The sequence below is a fragment of the Streptomyces sp. NRRL B-1140 genome (assembly GCF_001280065.1).
Taxonomy (GTDB): Bacteria; Actinomycetota; Actinomycetes; order Streptomycetales; family Streptomycetaceae; genus Streptomyces.
In genome coordinates this window covers 505430-522903 of the sequence record NZ_LGEA01000091.1, presented here as the reverse complement: position 1 = coordinate 522903, position 17474 = coordinate 505430, and the positions used below count along the sequence as shown (strand labels likewise).

Sequence of the window (17474 nt, the reverse complement as noted above, 5' to 3'; positions counted from 1 at the left end):
TGCCACCCCCTTGGCGCTGTTCGGTCGGGAGACCGATCCGCCATTGTGGCGCATCTCTCGCGGGGTCGTGGCACTTCGGATGTGCATCACACGGCCGGACGAGGCCCCCACGGCAGCCTGTGGTGAGTCTGATAACCGTCGTTATCAACGAAACCTGCACCTGCATCGCCGGGCTCGGCGTATCGTCTTGTGGCGTCGGGCGAGCGTCCGACGCAAGCGGAGCCGTGACGCAGGACAAGCCCGGCCTGCTGACCGAAGCAGCTGGTGTGACGATAGATGAGCGGGGGAGGGATGCGAACCGTGGTCACTGGTCTGCCGAACCCGGCACTCCGCTCCCCCGGACCGCTCCCCCTCCTGGTGGCGATGACCGACATCGCGACGTTCGCACGGGTGAAACGCCCCGTAGTGTCCACCTGGCGCCGACGCTACCCGGGCTTCCCCGCCGCCGTGTCCGAGAGCTCGGGACGGCCCCTGTTCGACGGCGCGCAGGTGACCGAGTGGCTGATCGCCTCCGGCCTCGGCAACGCCGCCCCGCGGGAGCTCCGATCCGAGCTGGCCCTCTTCGGCATCATCGCGCTGCGGGACCGTTTCACGCCGTGGCAGCTCGTCGAGACGCTCGGCAGCCTGCTGTGCCTGCGCCGACTCGACGGCCAGCCCCTGGCCGATGACGCGAACGTCTCTCGGGCCTCCGCGTCCGACGCCCAAGCCGACGAAGCCCACTGGTCCGCACTGCTGCGCCGAGCCGGACGGATCGACGCCGAGGACGATTTCGTACTCCGAGAGCTCCGCGCGATCGACGCCACGGCGGCCCCGCTCGCCCGCCTCGCCGAGGACCTGATCGAGTCCGCCTACGACGAGCGCGGCGCGTACGAATGGCTGCTCGCCGCCCGCTCCCGGCTCGGACTGGACTCCCTCGCCGCCGACGCGGTCGCCCCGGAACTGCGGAGCCTGATCACCCAGCTCACCGACCTCCGCCTCCGCCTTGAGCAGGGCGAGTCCCTCACCCTCGCCGACCCGCACGCCCGCGCCGGCGACCTGCTCGCCGCGCTCCTCGACGACACGGAGAACCACGACCGCGTCACCGTCCTGGCCGCCGACCCCGACGACCGGCTCACGCGCATCACCCGCCGCCGCCTCCTGCTGGCGGGCGTCGGCGAACTCGACCTCGACGTCCAGACCGGCACCGACCTGGAGGAACGCTTCGCGGACCCCGACCTCGTCGCCACCCAGCTCCCGTACCGCCCCGGCGAGGACCGCTCGGTACTCACCGCCCTGACGGAGCTCGAACGCGTCGCCTACCTTCTCCGCCCCGGCTGTACGGCCGTGGTCCTCGGACCGGCCGACGCGCTCGTCGACGAACTGAAGAGCACCGAGGCCGCCCAGCTCCGCTCGGCCCTCCTGCGCGAGAACATCGTCGAGTCGGTCATCTCGCTTCCGGGCGGGGTCCTGCCCTTCCGCCCCGGCTACCGTCCCGCGCTGTGGACGCTCACACGCGGCCCGGTCCAGGCGGCAGAGGGCAAGGTCTTACTGGCCGACATCAGCTCGGAACAGCTCACACCGGGCGTGCGCATGCGGCTCGCCGAGGACGTCCTCCTCTGGCGCGCGGAAGGCTTCCGAGGACTCGACGGTCACGACCCGCGCTACGGCCGTGTGGTCCCCGTCGCCGACCTGGACCGGGCCTTCGGCGGTCCCCTGACCCCGCCCGCGCCACCTGCCTCCGCGATCTGGTCCGACAAGGTGACCGAACGGCCCGCACGGATCGCTGAGGCCGAGGCCCGCCTGGAGCGGGCGACAGCGGACACCCGGGCGTACGAGGATGAGCGTGGCCCTTACCGAGGGGCCGTACTGCGCAGGGTCGGCCGCCTGCCGGAGCGCACCACCCTGGGCAAGCTGATCACCGCACGCAGGGTGACCCGACTCCCCGGCCACCGTATCGACGAGAAGCACCTCACGCGGGACGGCCACCACACCGTCCTGGGTCACGAGGAGATCACCGGCGTACGCCCCGTGGGCGGGCGCCGCATCGACCGCCTGCTGCTGGCCGCGGAGTACGAACAGGCGGCGCTCACCGAGCCCGGTGACGTCGTCTACACCCTGGCGCCCCGCCTGGGCGTGTACGTCGACCACGACGGCTTCTCGGTCGTCGCGTTTCCGGCCCGCGTCCTCAGGGTCAACGCCGATGCCCGTCGCCCGCTCACGCCCAGGGTCCTCGCGGCCCTGCTCGGCACGGCCCGTGGCACCGCCCGCAGTCCCAGCGCGGTACGCCCGGCCCGCCGTATCGAGGACTACCAGCTCCCCGACCTCGACCCGGACGAGGTGCTCCGCTTCGACGCCCTGCTGGCCGAGACGGAACGCCGGGAACGCCTGCTGCGGGCCCAGTCCGACGCCCTCGCGGAGGCTCGCAGTCTGACGATCGCGGGCTTGGCGGACGGCACCCTGACCCTCGGCGAACCCCGAACGACCAACCGCACGTAACCCATCCACCGACACCGTCTGGAAGAAGTAACGATGCCTCCCCGCAAGCGAGCCGCGGCAGCCGCCGGACAAGGCGAACTGCTCAGTGTCTCCAGCACCAAGGAGATCCAGGACATCCTGTGGAAGGCCGCGGACAAGCTCCGCGGCTCCATGGACGCCGCCCAGTACAAGGAGTTCGTGCTCGGCCTGGTCTTCCTGAAATACGTCTCCGACGCCTTCGCCGAACGCCGCGAGGAACTGGCCGCCGACCCCGAGCTGGCCCAGATCCCCGAGCACCGGCGGGCGGCCTTCCTTGAGGAGAAGGACGAGTACACGGAGAGGAACGTCTTCTGGGTGCCGCCGACGGCCCGCTGGGACTACATCTCCGAGAACGCGGCCAGCGCGGAGGGCGGCGTCGGCAAGCTCCTCGACGAGGCCATGGACGAGGTGATGAAGGCCAACAAGACCCTCACCGGCGTCCTCCCGAAGATCTTCAACCGTGACAACGTCGACCAGAAGCGCCTGAAGGAACTCGTCGACCTCATCAGCGACGCGCGCTTCACGGGGCACGGCGACCGTCCGGCGCAGGACGTTCTGGGCGAGACGTACGAGTACTTCCTGGAGCGCTTCGCGCGGGCCGAGGGCAAGCGGGCCGGCGAGTTCTACACGCCGGCGAGCGTGGTCCGCCTGATCGTCGAGGTGCTGGAGCCGTACGAGGGGCGGGTGTACGACCCTGCGTGCGGCTCGGGCGGCATGTTCGTGCAGAGCGGCAAGTTCGTCGCGAAGCGGCGCGGCAAGGACCACACGCACGACATCGCGGTCTACGGCCAGGAGGCCAACGAGCGCACGTGGCGCCTGGCCAAGATGAACCTCGCCATCCACGGCATGGACCCCAAGGGCGTCGGCGACCGCTGGGCGGACACGTTCGCGGACGACAAGTTGCCTGACCTGAAGGCCGACTTCGTCATGGCCAACCCGCCCTTCAACATGTCCGACTGGGCTAGGAAGTCGGACGACAGGCGATGGCGGTACGGCACCCCGCCCCAGTCGAACGCCAACTATGCCTGGCTCCAGCACATCGTGTCCAAGCTGGGTGACCGAGGCAGCGCAGGTGTGGTCCTGTCCAACGGGTCCATGTCGTCCAAGCAGTCGGGCGAGGGCGAGATCCGCGCCGCGATGGTCGAGGCGGACCTGGTCTCCTGCATGATCGCCCTGCCAGGCAACTTGTTCCGTACGACGGCCATCCCGGCGTGCCTGTGGTTCCTGACGAAGGACAAGTCCCCGCAGGGCACGAAGGCGCTGGAGGACCGGCGGAGCCGGGTGCTGTTCATCGACGCGCGTGCGATGGGCACGATGGTCGACCGCACGGAGCGAGTCCTCACGGAGGAGGACCTGGAGAAAATCTCCGACACGTATCACGCGTGGCGGGGCACCAAGTCGGCGAAGGACAAGGGCCTTTCGTACGAGGACGTGCCGGGGTACTGCTACAGCGCGACGCTGGAGGAGGTCGAGAAGCACGACTATGTGCTGACACCGGGGCGGTACGTGGGGGCGGCGGAGGTCGAAGAGGACCCGGACGCGGAGCCGGTGGAGGAGCGGATCGCTCGGCTGACGAAGGAGCTGTTCGAGCAGTTGGATGAGTCAGCTCGGTTGGATGCCGTGGTGCGGGAGCAGTTGGGGAGGATCGGTGACTGAGTGGCGTTCCTATACGGTCGGAGAAGTCGCCCAGGTATTCGACGGGCCTCATGCAACCCCCAAAAAGACGAGTAGCGGTCCTTGGTTCCTGAGCATCTCTAGCTTGGATCGCGGCCGGCTTAACCTCGCCGAGTCTGCACATATTTCAGAGGAAGACTTCGTCAAGTGGACAAGAAGGGTTACGCCTGAACCAGGCGATGTTCTGTTCTCTTACGAGACCCGTCTAGGGGATGCCGCCCTCATGCCCCAAGGCGTAAAAGCCTGCCTGGGGCGTAGAATGGGGATTCTGCGCCCGAATCGAGATCGGGTGCTCCCTAGGTTTCTGCTGCTTACATACCTGGCTCCTGAATTTCAGGCAACCATTCGATCTGGTGCGATTCATGGGGCTACTGTCGACCGGATCCCTCTCACCGAGTTGCCGAGGTGGCCCATCGCTTTGCCTGATCTGTCAGATCAGGCGGCCATCGTTGAGGTGCTTGGAGTTCTGGACGACAAAATCGCGGTGAACGAGCGCATCGCTGTTACATACGAACAGCTGCTCAAGTTGCAAGCTGAGCGTATGGGTTTGGAGGACGAACCAGATCCTGCAATCGCCGCGCCCGTGACGGACTTCGTCCACTTCAGCCCCAAGGTTCCGAAGCCGTCCGAGGAGGCTGTTTACGTCGATATGGCCGCTCTCTCTACAAGTCGGGCAGGAATCGGGACCTGGGCAAGGAGAGAGCCGAAGGGCGGAACTCGATTCGTCAATGGAGACACCCTCCTGGCTCGTATCACGCCGTGTCTAGAGAACGGGAAGACGGGGTACGTCAACTTCATGGAGGATGGCGAAATCGGGGTGGGTTCCACTGAGTTCATCGTGATGCGTTCAGCCGAGGGAGTCCCATCCGAGTTCAGCTATTTCCTGGCGCGCAGTAGTAGGTTCCGTGAGCATGCCATCCGGAACATGGTTGGCTCATCAGGGCGTCAGCGGGTCACTGCCGTGGACGCGGCGAACTTTCACATCAATCGGCCTGATGAAAGGTTGCTCACTGAGTTCGGTGAAGTGGCATCGGATTCCTTCGCGCACATGCAATCACTCGACCGCGAATCCCGTATCCTGGCCGCCCTTCGCGACACCCTCCTCCCCCAACTAATGTCCGGCAAACTCCGAGTCCGAGACGCCGAAAAGATCGTGGAGGACGCCGTATGACCACCGAAAACGGCAGCGCGCCCACCACCGCCGCCACCCCCGCCCACCTCGACGCAAAAATGACCGAGTCCACCTGGGAGCACCTGGCCCTCAACGAACTCGCCCAACTCGCGTGGGAAACCAAGCCCGGCAAAGACCTAGCCCCCGGCACCGGCCACCGCCGGGACTGGGACGACCTGATTCTCCACGACGAGCTCCAGGCAGCCATCGAGAAGCTGAACCCGGAGTTGACCTCCACCGCCGTCCACGAAGCAGTCCGCATCGCCACCGACCCCGCATCCCGCGAGGCGTACCCGGAGAACAAGCAGGCCCACGAGTACCTGACCACAGGCATTCGCCTCACCTACACCGACGAGTTCGGCGCTGAGCAGACCCCCACCGTCCGCCTCGTCGACTTCACGGACCCTGACGCGAACAGCTACCTCGCCGTCAACCAGGTCACGGTCAGGGACACCGACGGCAGTCACCGCCGCTTCGACATCGTCCTGTACGTCAACGGCCTCCCCCTCGCCGTCGTCGAACTCAAGAGCGCCTCTGACGAGAACGCGACCCTGAAGTCAGCGCACGCCCAACTCCAGACGTACGTCTCGGAGTTCCCGATCGCGTTCCGCTACAACGTGCTCTGCCTGGTCTCGGACGGCATAACCGCCAAGTACGGCACGGCATTCACGCCGTACGAGCACTTCGCACCCTGGAACGTCGACCACGAGGGCAAGCCGGTCGACACCAACGAGCCCGGCTACGACGGCATCGACGCGCTGAACCTGGCCCTGCATGGCCTGTTCACGCAGGAGCGGTTCCTCTCCCTCACCCGCAACTTCGTCAACTTCCCCCCGCCCAAGCCGGGCGAGCCCCTGACCGGCAAGCGCATCGCGAAGCCGCACCAGTACTTCGCCGTGAACAAGGCCGTGGACGCCGTCGTCGAGGCGGCACGGACGAACGGCCAGGCCGGCGTCGTCTGGCACACGCAGGGCGCCGGCAAGTCGGAGGAGATGGTGGAGACGGCCGCGCTCGTCCTCCGCCACCCGGCACTCAACAACCCCACCATCGTCGTCATCACCGACCGCAACGACCTCGACGACCAGCTCTACGACACTTTCCTCGACAGTGAAACTCTGCTGGAGACAAAGGCTCACCAGCTCAACACGCGTGAAGATCTCCGCGTCGAGCTGAAGAGGCGTACCGTCGGCGGGGTCCTCTTCACCACCCTCCAGAAGTTCGGCCTGAGCAAGGAGGAGAAGGACGCCGGCAAGTCGCACCCGCTCCTCTCCGAGCGCCGCAACATCCTGGTCATCGTCGACGAAGCCCACCGCTCGCACTACGACAGCCTCGACGGCTACGCCCGCCACCTGCGCGACGCCCTGCCGTACGCCACCCTGCTCGCCTTCACCGGTACGCCCATCTCGAAGGCCGAGGCCGATACCCGTGCTGTCTTCGGCGAGTACATCGACATCTACGACCTGAAGCGCGCCGTAGACGACGGGGCCACGGTCCGCGTCTTCCACGAGCCGCGTGTCATCAAGGTCGACCTGCCCAAGGACGTCGACCCGAACACGCTCGACGAGCAGGCCAACACCCTCACCGAGGGCATGGACGACGCCGAGCGCCGCCGAGCCATCCAGTACGCCACGACGATGAACACGCTCTACGGCGCCGAGGACCGTATAGCCAAGCTCGCCGACGACCTGATCGCCCACTGGGAGCAGCGCCGCGAACTGGTCAAGCCCGACATCGGCGCCCCCGGCAAGGCGATGGTCGTGTGCGCGACCCGCGAGATCTGCGTACGGGTCTTCGACGCGCTGGCCGAGCGGCGGCCCGGCTGGGTCAGTGATGAGGTCGACAAGGGCGTCATGAAGATCGTCTTCCATGGTGACCGCTCCGACCCCGAGCACCTGCGCAAGCACTCACTGCGCAAGTCCCAGCAGAAGGTAGTCCAGAAGCGCGCCAAGGACCCCGACGACGAGCTGGAACTGCTCATCGTCCACTCGATGCTGCTCACCGGCTACGACGCGCCGCCCATCCACACCCTGTACATGGACCGCCCGATGCAGGGCGCCAACCTGATGCAGGCGCTCGCCCGCGTGAACCGCCGTTTCCGCGGCAAGCAGGACGGCCTCCTCGTCGGCTACGCGCCCCTCACCGACAACCTCACCAAGGCCCTGCGCGAGTACTCGGACCAGGACCGCAAGGACCAGACCCTCGGCGCGGACATCGAACGGGCCGTCACCGAGGTCAAGAACGAGATCGCCACCATCAAGGGCCTGCTGGCCGGGTGCCGTTGGAAGGAGTGGCTGGCCGACACCGGTCGCCCTGACTCCCGCAGGCGCGCACTGCGCCGGACCGCCGACTTCCTCCTGGACCCGAAGAACCCTGGCAACAAGGTCGAGCCCGGCACCAAGCCGCTCTCCGTCCGCTTCAAGGACAGCGCCGCCCGTCTGGACCGCTTCTACCGGGTGTGCGCGATGAGCAAGGAGATCGCCGAGCGCTGCGAGGACATGGACGACTGGCGTCGTGACATCTCCTTCTTCAGTGAGGTCCGGGCTTGGATGATCAAAATCGACGCGGCCCGGCGCGAAGCTAACGGAGAGCCGCTCAGCGCCGAGGTCCAGCGCTATCTGCAAGCCCTCGCCGCCTCGGTCGTCGACGCCGACGAGATCACCGACCTGTACGCGGAGGCCGGCATCGGTCGGCTGGACATCACCCGCCTCAACGAGGCGCAGCTGCGCAAGCTGGAGAACTCCGAGACCCCGCACCTGGTCACCGAGGCCCTGCGCCGCATGATCCAGCAGAAGATGCGCGAGGTGACCAAGCACAACGTCGTCCGCAACGAGAGCTTCACCGAGCGCCTGAACGACCTGATGAGGCGCTACATGCTCCAGCAGCTCACCAGCGCCCAGGTCATCGCCGAACTCGCCGCCCTGGCACGGGAGGTGTCGGCGGAAGCCCGCCGCGGCGAGCGGTTCGACCCGCCGCTGACCCACGCCGAGCTGGCTTTCTACGACGCCGTCGCCCACCGCGACATGGCCGAGGCGATGGAAGGCGGCGACGACACCCTTGCCAAGATCGCCCGCGCCCTCGTCAGGGACATCCAGAAGAACCTCTCCGTCGACTGGCTGTCCCGCGAACCTGTCCGGGCCAAGCTACGCACCCGCATCCGCCGCGTGCTGGCGATGTTCGACTACCCGCCGGAGGAGGAGCGCGAGGCGGTCGACCTGGTCCTCAAGCAGATGGAGATCGTGGCAGCCCTCTGGGCGCCCGCCGCGAAGTAGCAACGCGTACGGGAGGGTTCCACCAGGGACGCCCTCCCGTCACGGCCAGGTGCGCTCAATACGGTCGTGCCGCACGGCGTAGGCCGCCGGGCCGCCCTTCTCGACAGCCTGGTGGATCGCGTCACGGCGTGCGACGAGGCGCTCGACCATCTCGACGCTGCGAAGCTGCTGGTTGTCCAGGTAGAACAGCACCGCCTCGCGCTCCAGGACGGGCCGGATCTCCAGGTCCCGGGTCTTGATCCGCCCGTCCTTCGACAGCGGAACTCAGGACCGGTCGAGACCGTACGTGATCCACTCCTCGTCCGGAACGTCCTGTCCGTCGTCAGGAAAGACGTCCCCGATGCGGTGAACCGTCCATCCGCAGGCTCTCAGCCCTTCCGCGACACGGCGACCGAGATTCCGGTCGAGGAAGAACTCAGGCGGCAAGGTGCACCACGGCCCGGCAGAGGGCGTCCACCTGCTCAGGCGTCATGTCGTAGTCGTACGCGATGTCCTCGACGGTCTCCCCCGCCTCCCACAGGTCGGTGATGGCCTGGACCGTGACGCGGTTGGCGGCCACCACGGGGAGACCGTGGCCGAACCTCGGATCGATCACGACGGGGACGGAGTCCGGGTACTGCCTCAGCCGCAGGCTGGAGGGGAAGTCGTCGCCCGGTTCCCACGTGAGGTAGCGGAGATAGTCGGAGACCACTTCGTGGATGGGGACCTGGCCGTCGCGGGCTCTGCGCAGATCTCCCCAACCGTGCTCGATGAAGATGTCCACGCCATCCGTGGCGATCCGCTGCGACACAAGGCCGTAGGGGGTGTCGAAGGCGTCCCGTACAGCAGCTGCCGCCTCCCTGATCTCGCTCATGCGGAGTCCCAGGGAGCGAAGGGAACGCAGGACGTGCGCCTCGGCCACAGCGATGAACGGAACCGAGGGCTGTCCCTTCCGCACCGGCTCGACCTGGTGGACCAGCGGTGCTCCAGCGGCCTTGTTCTTCAGCCACGACGTGAGAGTCGACTGCGGAATCTCAAGGTAGGAGGCCGTTTCCGTGGGCGTCAGAAGTCCGTCGTCGAACCTGTCGACCATGCCCCACCTCCTCTTGGCGCCGGATTTCGAATCGTGCCACATCAAGCCTCCCACCTGCGGGTGGACCGCACACCCGGTCATCGGCTCAGCCGGCCGCACGGAATTGGTCCCCGGTCCGGCAGCCCCGGCAGCGGCCTGGTGCCTTCGAGCGGAAGGCCCGGTCGCAGCCGTCGCAGTTCCGCAGGGGCGCGACCATCGGGCGCACGGCGGGTTCCGCGCTTCTGGCTGGTACCGGCAGGGGAGTCTCCTTGAGGCGGTAGGCGAGGATACCGACCGGGCGGGTGAGGAAGTAGTCCGGCAGCCGTGCGGTGAGGTGGTCCGTGATGTGCGTGGGCAGCAGGCCCGCCGCGAGCCACCGGGCGACGGCCGGGGCGAGGCGGGCGGTTTCCTGCGCGGACAGGATGAGGCGGGGGTCGACCCGGCGCAGGCCGGTTAGTACGGCGACGGCTTTGGGGTCGGCATCGGCGAGCGGGACCAGTACCTCCGTCCCGGCTGGTGCGGGCGCCGGCGCGGCCACCGTCTCCTCCGGGGGCGCGGACGCTGGTGCAACCGCAGCGGCGGCGCCCTGCTTTCGAGGCCCGCGCGGCTTCGGCGGCTCGGGAGGCCCGTCCGGGTCTGGGTCCGGTTCCGTGTTCGGATCGCCGCCGGGCACGTCGTAGAAGTACGTGCGGGTACGGACGTGCCCGGTGGACGTCCGCTCGCGGCGGCGCTCCAGGTATCCGGCCGCTTCCAACTCCCTGAGCGCCCGCGAGATCAGGATCTCGCCCTCGCTGAAGTGCTTGCACAGGGCCGGGATGGTCACGGGGGTGCCGTCCGGCAGCGAGGAGATGTACGCCGCGACGCCGACCGTGACCGCGCTGCCGCGTCGCTGGGCGAGGGCGTTGGAGATCACCGTGAAGTCGGCCGTCAGCCGGGTGCGGACGTGGATCACGCCGGAGGTCGGAGCTCCGGCGCGGGCGCGCGAGGGCGCGTTAGACTGCGAGTCAGCCATCGGGAAGTCGTTCCTTCTCGATCGGTCAGGCCCTCGATCGGGACGGCAATCCCGGCCGGGGGCCGAAGTCTGTGTGCTGTTGTCGCGGCGAACGTAACCGTCCGTATCCCGACCCTGCAAGCCGGTCACTCGGACGAGTGACGCCAGCCGTGCGGCCGGGGAGGGTGGGTGGGGGGGTAGTTCTTTCCCCAGGTTCTTTAGGGAGGTCAGCGGCCTGCCGGGCCCTGGCGGACAAGGGTCCGGTGAGCCCGGGACGTGGACCGTGACCAGAGCCCGGCGGACTCAGTGACGGTGCCCTCCGGCCTTCACCTCGCCTATGAAGGCGGCCCAGGAGGCGGCCTCGAAGCACAGTGCCGGACCGTGCGGGACCTTGCTGTCACGGACGGGGACGACGGCCTCCTGGAGTCCGTCGGCGACCTCCACGCAGTTGCCGCCCTCCTGATTGCTGTAACTGCTCCTGCGCCAAGCGGCGTCGTTGAGTTCGGGACGGGAGATTCGAGCCATGGCGGTTGTCCTCCAGCACGGATCGGATCATGTCGAGTGACATGAGCGGGGGCAGAGCTTCCGCCCGCAGTCGATCGTAGGTCAGCGAGTAGCGCCTGACTTCGTCCGGATCCTCGATGAGCTGGCCGTAGTGTGCACCCTCGGTGTAGGCGATCTCCGAGCCGTCCGGCATGGCGAGAACGGTGAGCGAACCACCCATGACGTCGTGCTCACCCTGATCAAACGGCAGTACCTGCAAGGTGATGTGACGGGCCCTCATAATTTCCAGCAGTCGTTCCAACTGCTCGCACATCACCGCCTGCCCACCGACCGGGCGCCGAATCACCGCCTCGTCGAGGACCACCCACAACTCGGGCCGGTCAGGCGTGCCGAGATGCTTCTGCCGCCCCATGCGAACGGCGACCCGCTCCTCCAACTGCTCCTTACTGCCGAGCGTCAGACCGACGCTCAGTACCGCCCGCGCGTACGACTCAGTCTGCAACAGACCTGGTACCACATGCGCCGCGTACTCGCGGATCACCACCGCCCGCTCCGCGCACTCCATGAACCTCCGCGACCAGTCCGGAAACGCCTCCCGGTAGACGTACGGCCACAGCTCCACGAGCAAGTCGTCCGCACCGAGGACCACATCCAGCGCTCGCGCCAGCTCCAGCGTCGGCTTCGCCCCGGACGACCGCTCGATCTGCGTGATGCGCGTGCCCACCACATGGACCTTGTCGCCCAGTTCGGTCTGGGTCAGTCCGGCCGCCAGACGGAGTCTGCGGACTCGCGCGCCGAACAGCGCGGCCATCGACGTACCGGGGTCAATTCCGTTGGCCAAAGCGTCACTTCCGTTCCTTACGGGTCGAAAAGTAAGGCCGCGTCACCTGTTGAGCGTAGGGCGACCGGACGACTCTTGAGTGCGGAACGTGACGACTCGCGCACACCACGCCACATCCCTAGCTCGACAGCCAAGGACGGACCACGCCGTGCTGACAGAAACGACGAACGTACAGAGCGAACCGCCAACTGTGGTCGCACAGTTCACTTCCTCACCCCGGGGTGCGCGACTGGCTCGTCAACTCGCCGTACGGCACCTGGAGGAGCAGGGGTATCCGCCGGAGTCGGACGCGTCGTGCGCGGTCGCCCTCGTGGTCGCCGAACTCGCCGCGAACGCCGTGCTCCACGGTCGGGTACCAGGACACGACTTCGGAATCCGGGTCGCTCTCGACACGACGGCGGGCCTGGTCCGCGTCGAAGTCGCGGACGCGGCCTCCGGGAAACGGACCCCGGCGATGCCGCCTTCGTCGACTCCCGAGGGAGAGTCGGGCCGAGGGCTGCTCCTTGTGGACACCCTTGCCGTGCGCTGGGGTTCCGCACCGCGCCAGCCGTTGGGCAAGACAGTGTGGGCGGAAGTGTCCGTCGCCCAACCAACCGCCGTACGGTAGGCGTGAGTTGTGATAACTAGGGTTATCGCAGAGAACATGGATTGAGTAACTTCTCCGCCTCTAACGTCTGTTCCGTCACACCGGGCTCGCGCAAAGCGAGAGGCTCATGGCCCTCGCCCAGCGCACGGCCCGGCCCCGGAACCGACCGCGGAGGGCGGAGAGCACCATGACGGAACACCCCGCACAGAACGAGCCGAACGCATCCGATCATCAGGTCGAGCACCGCCGAGGCGCCTCCTCGACGCTCTCCCGCCTGACCGCCCGCCTCGAAGGTTCGGTGCTCGCCGAGGGACCTCGGGAACTCCTGCGCGAGGCACTGGGCGCCACGGCGACGGAGGCCTCCGGCGCCCTCGCCGCCCCGCACCCGGACCAGCGGGTGTTCCTGGACTCCATCAGCGTCAACGGCTTTCGCGGCATCGGCCGCAAGGCGCGTCTGCCGCTGACCGCGCGGCCCGGCGTCACCCTCGTCGTGGGACGCAACGGCTCGGGAAAGTCCAGCTTCGCCGAGGGCGCCGAGACGGCTCTCACGGGCCGGACCGCCCGCCTGGACAAGCGGCGGGGCGAGGTGTGGCGTCGGCACTGGCGCAACCTGCACGACGGGGCCGACCCGAAGGTCGAGGTCCGCCTCGCCATCGCGGGCGACCCCCGGCTGTCCACGCTGACGTGCACCTGGCCCGGCGACGACGTCACCGCCCCCGAGGTCGAGTTCAGACGGCCGGGCCACGGCCGTCGGCCCTTCGCCGGCATCGGGTGGGAGCGGGCCCTGAACGACTACAGCCCCTTCCTGTCGTACGCGGATCTCGACAAGGTCCTCAACGGCAGGCCCAGCGAGCAATACGACTCGGTCGCCGCCATCCTCGGACTGCGCGAACTGACCGACGCGGACGAGCGGCTCCAGGGCATCGAGAAGACGCTCGACTCCGCGCTGAAGCAGGTCGAGGCCGAACGGCCCGCACTCACCGAGGCGTTGTCCACACTGGACGACCCGCGGGCGGTACGGGCGCTCGCGGTCGTCGGCAAGGCGGGCGAGCCCGACTTCGCCGAGCTTGACGCCCTCGTGACCGCACTGCCCGACGCGGACGAGGGCCGCCTGAGGGAACTGCGCGCGACCGTCGCGCTGGCCGGACCGGACCTCGGCGCGGTCGGCTCGGCCGTGGACCGGCTGCGCGAGGCCGTCGCCGTACTCGACGACGTACGTGCCTCGGGCGCCGAGGACGCCCACCAGCGCGCGGAACTGCTGGCCAAGGCCCTGGAGCACAGCCGCCGACACGAGGACGAGGACACCTGCCCGGTGTGCGGGTACGACCGGGCGCTCGACGAGGCGTGGGCCGAGCAGGCCGCCGAGCAGGTGGCAACCCTGCGGCGGGAGGCCGCGACAGCGCGGGAGGCCCGCACCGGACTGCGGGACGCGGTGGACGCCCTCCGCTACCGCATCACGCCGGTCCCCGCGTGGTTGCCCGCCCCGCTCGTGGACCCGTGGGAGGAGTGGCAGGCGTGCCGGGTGCTCGATGACGCAGAGCGGCTCGCCGCCCGCGCCGAGACCGCTGCGCTCGTCCTCGCCGACGCCTGCGCCGCGCTGCGCGAGGAGGCCCTGCGGGAGCTGGAGAAGCTCGACGAGGAGTGGCGCACCTGTGTCACCCGCCTCGCGGGCTGGCTAGACCGGGCTCGGCCCGCGTACGCCGGAAAGCCCCGGCTGAGCCAGGTCAGGGCGGCCCGCAAGTGGCTCAAGGAGGCGCGTGCCGAGCTGCGCGAGGAGCGGCTGCGGCCGTTCGAGGACCACTCGCAGCGGATCTGGGAGGAACTGCGCCAGCAGAGCAGCGTGGACCTGCGTTCCGTACGCCTGACCGGCAGCGAGAAGGCCAACGTGCGCAAGCTGGTGATGGACGTGTCCGTCGACGGCACCGAGGCGTCGGCCCTCGGTGTGATGAGCCAGGGCGAACTGCACTCCCTCGCGCTCTCGCTCTTCCTGCCGCGCGCCGCCGCGCCGGACAGCCCCTTCGGGTTCGTCGTCATCGACGACCCCGTGCAGTCAATGGATCCCGCCAAGGTCCACGGTCTCGCGAAGGTGCTGCACGACCTCGGCGAGACCCGGCAGGTCGTGGTCTTCACCCACGACACGCGGCTCCAGCGGGCCTTCACCAACCAGGAACTCCCGGTGTCCGTGCTGGAGGTGGAGCGGGCGGGCCGGTCCGTGGTGACCGTGAGCCGGGTGACCGATCCGGTCCGTCAGGCACTGGCCGACGCACGCGCCCTGATCCGCACGCGGAACCTCCCGCCGGTCGCGATGACCCATGTACTGCCCAGCCTCTGCCGCGCCGTCCTGGAACGGGCCTTCTCCGAGGCCGCCTGGCTGCGGCTGCACCGGGCGGGGATGGCCGAACACGAGGCGGAGAAGACCGTCGCGAGGGCCGTCACGCTGATGGACATCGCCGCCCTGGGGCTCTTCGGAGACCCGTCGAAGACGGCCGGTGAGGTCTACGGCGAGCTGCGCAGGCGGTGCGGCCCCAGTGCGATGGACCTTGTCCGGCAGTGCCAGGAGGGCGCCCACCCGTCCGGCACCTCGATGTCGGACCCTCACCGGTTCGTGAACGACATCAAGGCCGTCGCCCTGACGGTACGCAAGCCCGAGGAGGGGCCGTGAACCAGACGATCCGCCAGCTGCTCGACACCGCCGACCTGCTCCTCATGAACACCGGCGAGCCCGCCCCGCCCGCGGACACGGCCGTATCCGCCGCGTCCGCCACCGCCACGGCGAGTCGGTGCCGAGGGGCCGCCTTCGCCCTCCGTGCCGCTCTGGAGAGCGCCGTCGCCGACCGCCTCACCGCCCACAGGGTGCCCCGCGCGATCCGGGAGGGCACCCAGCGGTCCGCGTTCCTCTGGCTCCGCTGCTGCGCCGAAGCAGGAACCGCTCGCCGGGCGAAGGCCGTGTGGAGCCAGCTCTGCCTGGGATGCCACTACCACCAGTACGAGATCGGTCCCACGGAGGACCAGGTCCGCGCCTGGCATTTGGAAGTCGCGGCGGTCATCGCCCTGTTGGCTCGCTGATTCGCGTCGGCCCCAGGAGAGGCGCCGCCGGGAGGAAGACACACGTGAAAACGACACCACGAGGACGGTTACCGCGACCGTCCACGAAGACCAGAACGAGGAGCAGCGGTATGACGGCCCGTACGTCCAAGCGAACCCTGTACCGGCTCAGAGGCGTGCCTCCCACGGACGGCGCGATGTTCGACGCCTTGGACGCGGACCAGTTGGAAAGGGTCCACGCGGAAGTCGACGTCCCCGAGAACCTCGGTGTACCGGCGGTCCTGGTCACCGGCAGCTTCCAGCAGCCCGTCGCGAGCTGGTGCGACGAGATCTTCCGAACGACGGGTATCGAGGTGTCACGGCCCGTCAACCGCTCGGCCGGCCTGCTGATGCTCGCCGTCGACGGTGAGGTGTACGCGATCGGCTATGACCAGGGCTTCCGCCTGGTGCCCGACCGTCTGAAGGACCACCGCTTCGGGCTGAGCTTCGCGTCCCGCCGGGTGGACCCCGCGAAGATCCGGGACCTTGTGTCGCACACGCCGGGCGGAGGACGCACCGACATCACTCTGATCCCCAGCGGGGCCTCGGTGTGGAGCCTGGGCATCGTCGAGCACGCCCAGATCGTGCGCCGCCTCGGCGGCCACCTGGACAACATCCCCCTCACCATCTCCCGGGACAACCCGGGGAAGGTCTCCAGTGCCGAGGGTGGCGCCGGCCTGCGCCTGCGGCTCGGTGTGGAGGGCGCCGACCTGATCGCCGACATCCGTGCGATTGCCCGTGTCCTGCGTGAGGAGAAGCCGAGTCCGGAGCTGGAGTTCGTCGAGCATGTCGTACCCGTCGACGATCCCGGCCTGCTCACCCGCCTGGAGGCCGTCCTCGACGAGCTCCTGGGCCAGGAGCCGGACGGGAGGATCCGTGCCGCCGTCCCCGCCGACCACTGGGACGACTACATCGCTGGTCGGACGTTCAGGGCCAGGATCAACAGCAGCGTCACCGGTCGGTCGACCGATGACTTCGACCTCGATTACGTCCTCTGCCGAGCTCGCGTGCAGCGCGCGGGCACCCGTGTGGCCGTACTCCGCGAAGGAACCGTCACCCTGTACCGGCACAGCCGCGCCGACCGGGCCGACGAGATCTGGACGTCCAGCGCGCTCCGGTGGATCGAGGCGGAAGTGTCCCTCGACTCCCACCGGTTCTTCCTCATGGACGACCACTGGTACGAGATCGACCAGGAGTACCTGAAGACGACCCGCCTGCACGTCGAGAGGCTGATCACTGAGTCTCCTTCCGTCGACCTGCCCCCCTGGGTCCTCGGGGAGAAGGAGCGCACCTACAACGCGTCCGTACCGGACCAGCGGCCCGGGTACGTCAGCTTCGACCGCGACGGCGTTCAGACCACGTTGCACCGGGGGAACGGTGTGGAGATCTGCGACCTACTGAGCCCGGACAATGTCCTGATCATGGTGAAGCGCGCCAAGGGCTCCGACGCGCTCAGCCATCTCTTCAGCCAGGCGCTCGTCGCCGTACAGACTCTGCGGAACTCCCCGGAAGGACGGGAACGGTTCACTGAGAAGGTGCTCGCGGCCCGGAACGGACGCGGCCTGCCGGAAGGCTTCCGGCCGTCGAAGGTCGTCTTCGCGATCTTGCTGAAGGACGGCACCGACCTCACCGCGGACACCCTGTTCGCGTTCTCGCAGGTCACTCTGGTTCAGACGGCCAGGACGCTCGAAGCGTGGGGTGTTGAGGTCGAGGTCGTCGGCATTTCCTCCACTCCGCCGACCGTCACCTCGAACGGGTTCCAGCGGATTGCGGCGTAGCCGCCACGCGTAGGCTCTGCCGAGCTCAGGGG

Annotated in this window: 14 protein-coding genes; 8 read left to right on the top strand and 6 right to left on the bottom strand. The window is 68.4% G+C overall.

Features of this window, described 5'->3' with window-relative positions; all coding sequences use genetic code 11:
* Window positions 1–300 precede the first annotated feature (300 nt).
* From ADK65_RS14250 to ADK65_RS14235, 4 genes are read left to right on the top strand one after another with little or no spacing between them, the layout of a single operon-like run.
* Entirely contained in the window at window positions 301–2475 is a 2175-nt protein-coding gene (locus ADK65_RS14250; RefSeq protein WP_063788015.1) for a hypothetical protein, read from the top strand.
* 33 nt (window positions 2476–2508) lie between these two features.
* Complete coding sequence (locus tag ADK65_RS14245; protein ID WP_053670446.1) at window positions 2509–4149, top strand: type I restriction-modification system subunit M; 1641 nt, start codon at window positions 2509–2511, stop codon at window positions 4147–4149.
* The gene (locus ADK65_RS37115) at window positions 4142–5338 is read left to right on the top strand and encodes a restriction endonuclease subunit S (protein ID WP_199825628.1); all 1197 of its coding nucleotides are present in this window, start codon (window positions 4142–4144) and stop codon (window positions 5336–5338) included. The genes ADK65_RS14245 and ADK65_RS37115 overlap by 8 nt, the downstream gene beginning before the upstream one ends.
* Window positions 5335–8607, top strand: coding sequence for a type I restriction endonuclease subunit R (locus ADK65_RS14235; RefSeq protein WP_053670444.1), 3273 nt, complete (start codon window positions 5335–5337; stop codon window positions 8605–8607). The genes ADK65_RS37115 and ADK65_RS14235 overlap by 4 nt, the downstream gene beginning before the upstream one ends.
* Window positions 8608–8646: 39 nt before the next feature.
* On the opposite strand, the gene ADK65_RS39255 is transcribed toward ADK65_RS14235, so the two are convergent.
* The 6 genes from ADK65_RS39255 to ADK65_RS14210 all read right to left on the bottom strand — a co-directional run bounded on the left by ADK65_RS39255 (window position 8647) and on the right by ADK65_RS14210 (window position 11964).
* Entirely contained in the window at window positions 8647–8799 is a 153-nt protein-coding gene (locus ADK65_RS39255) for a hypothetical protein (RefSeq protein WP_234352875.1), read from the bottom strand.
* A gap of 72 nt (window positions 8800–8871) precedes the next feature.
* Window positions 8872–9033: a hypothetical protein gene (locus tag ADK65_RS39250; RefSeq protein ID WP_234352874.1), complete on the bottom strand. Its 162-nt coding sequence runs from the start codon at window positions 9031–9033 to the stop codon at window positions 8872–8874.
* Complete coding sequence (locus ADK65_RS14225) at window positions 9023–9679, bottom strand: DUF433 domain-containing protein (RefSeq protein ID WP_053670443.1); 657 nt, start codon at window positions 9677–9679, stop codon at window positions 9023–9025. Before ADK65_RS14225 ends, ADK65_RS39250 begins: the two co-directional genes overlap by 11 nt.
* 85 nt (window positions 9680–9764) lie before the next feature.
* Complete coding sequence (locus ADK65_RS14220) at window positions 9765–10670, bottom strand: hypothetical protein (protein WP_199825627.1); 906 nt, start codon at window positions 10668–10670, stop codon at window positions 9765–9767.
* A 282-nt stretch (window positions 10671–10952) separates the two neighbouring features.
* Window positions 10953–11093, bottom strand: a complete 141-nt coding sequence (locus tag ADK65_RS39245) for a DUF397 domain-containing protein (protein ID WP_053670441.1) — start codon at window positions 11091–11093, stop codon at window positions 10953–10955.
* The gene (locus ADK65_RS14210; RefSeq protein WP_053670440.1) at window positions 11047–11964 is read right to left on the bottom strand and encodes a helix-turn-helix domain-containing protein; all 918 of its coding nucleotides are present in this window, start codon (window positions 11962–11964) and stop codon (window positions 11047–11049) included. The genes ADK65_RS39245 and ADK65_RS14210 overlap by 47 nt, the downstream gene beginning before the upstream one ends.
* A 178-nt stretch (window positions 11965–12142) precedes the next feature.
* On the opposite strand from ADK65_RS14210, the gene ADK65_RS37110 reads away from it, so the two are divergent.
* The 4 genes from ADK65_RS37110 (at window position 12143) to ADK65_RS14195 (ending at window position 17442) form a co-directional block, all read left to right on the top strand.
* Window positions 12143–12601, top strand: a complete 459-nt coding sequence (locus ADK65_RS37110; RefSeq protein ID WP_078955959.1) for an ATP-binding protein — start codon at window positions 12143–12145, stop codon at window positions 12599–12601.
* A gap of 166 nt (window positions 12602–12767) precedes the next feature.
* Window positions 12768–15242 (top strand): AAA family ATPase, encoded by a 2475-nt coding sequence (locus tag ADK65_RS14205; RefSeq protein ID WP_053670439.1) that lies wholly within the window; start codon window positions 12768–12770, stop codon window positions 15240–15242.
* The gene (locus ADK65_RS14200; protein WP_053670438.1) at window positions 15239–15646 is read left to right on the top strand and encodes a hypothetical protein; all 408 of its coding nucleotides are present in this window, start codon (window positions 15239–15241) and stop codon (window positions 15644–15646) included. The genes ADK65_RS14205 and ADK65_RS14200 overlap by 4 nt, the downstream gene beginning before the upstream one ends.
* A 110-nt stretch (window positions 15647–15756) precedes the next feature.
* Complete coding sequence (locus ADK65_RS14195; RefSeq protein ID WP_053670437.1) at window positions 15757–17442, top strand: TIGR04141 family sporadically distributed protein; 1686 nt, start codon at window positions 15757–15759, stop codon at window positions 17440–17442.
* The last annotated feature ends 32 nt before the right edge of the window (window positions 17443–17474 follow it).

Excerpts from the sequence above, each read along its gene's own strand:
- ADK65_RS14205 (WP_053670439.1), top strand. The coding sequence starts at position 12,768 with ATGACGGAACACCCCGCACAGAACGAGCCGAACGCATCCGATCATCAG.
- ADK65_RS14245 (WP_053670446.1), top strand. The coding sequence starts at position 2,509 with ATGCCTCCCCGCAAGCGAGCCGCGGCAGCCGCCGGACAAGGCGAACTG.
- ADK65_RS14210 (WP_053670440.1), bottom strand. The coding sequence starts at position 11,964 with ATGGCCGCGCTGTTCGGCGCGCGAGTCCGCAGACTCCGTCTGGCGGCC.
- ADK65_RS14235 (WP_053670444.1), top strand. The coding sequence starts at position 5,335 with ATGACCACCGAAAACGGCAGCGCGCCCACCACCGCCGCCACCCCCGCC.
- ADK65_RS14225 (WP_053670443.1), bottom strand. The coding sequence starts at position 9,679 with ATGGTCGACAGGTTCGACGACGGACTTCTGACGCCCACGGAAACGGCC.
- ADK65_RS14220 (WP_199825627.1), bottom strand. The coding sequence starts at position 10,670 with ATGGCTGACTCGCAGTCTAACGCGCCCTCGCGCGCCCGCGCCGGAGCT.
- ADK65_RS14195 (WP_053670437.1), top strand. The coding sequence starts at position 15,757 with ATGACGGCCCGTACGTCCAAGCGAACCCTGTACCGGCTCAGAGGCGTG.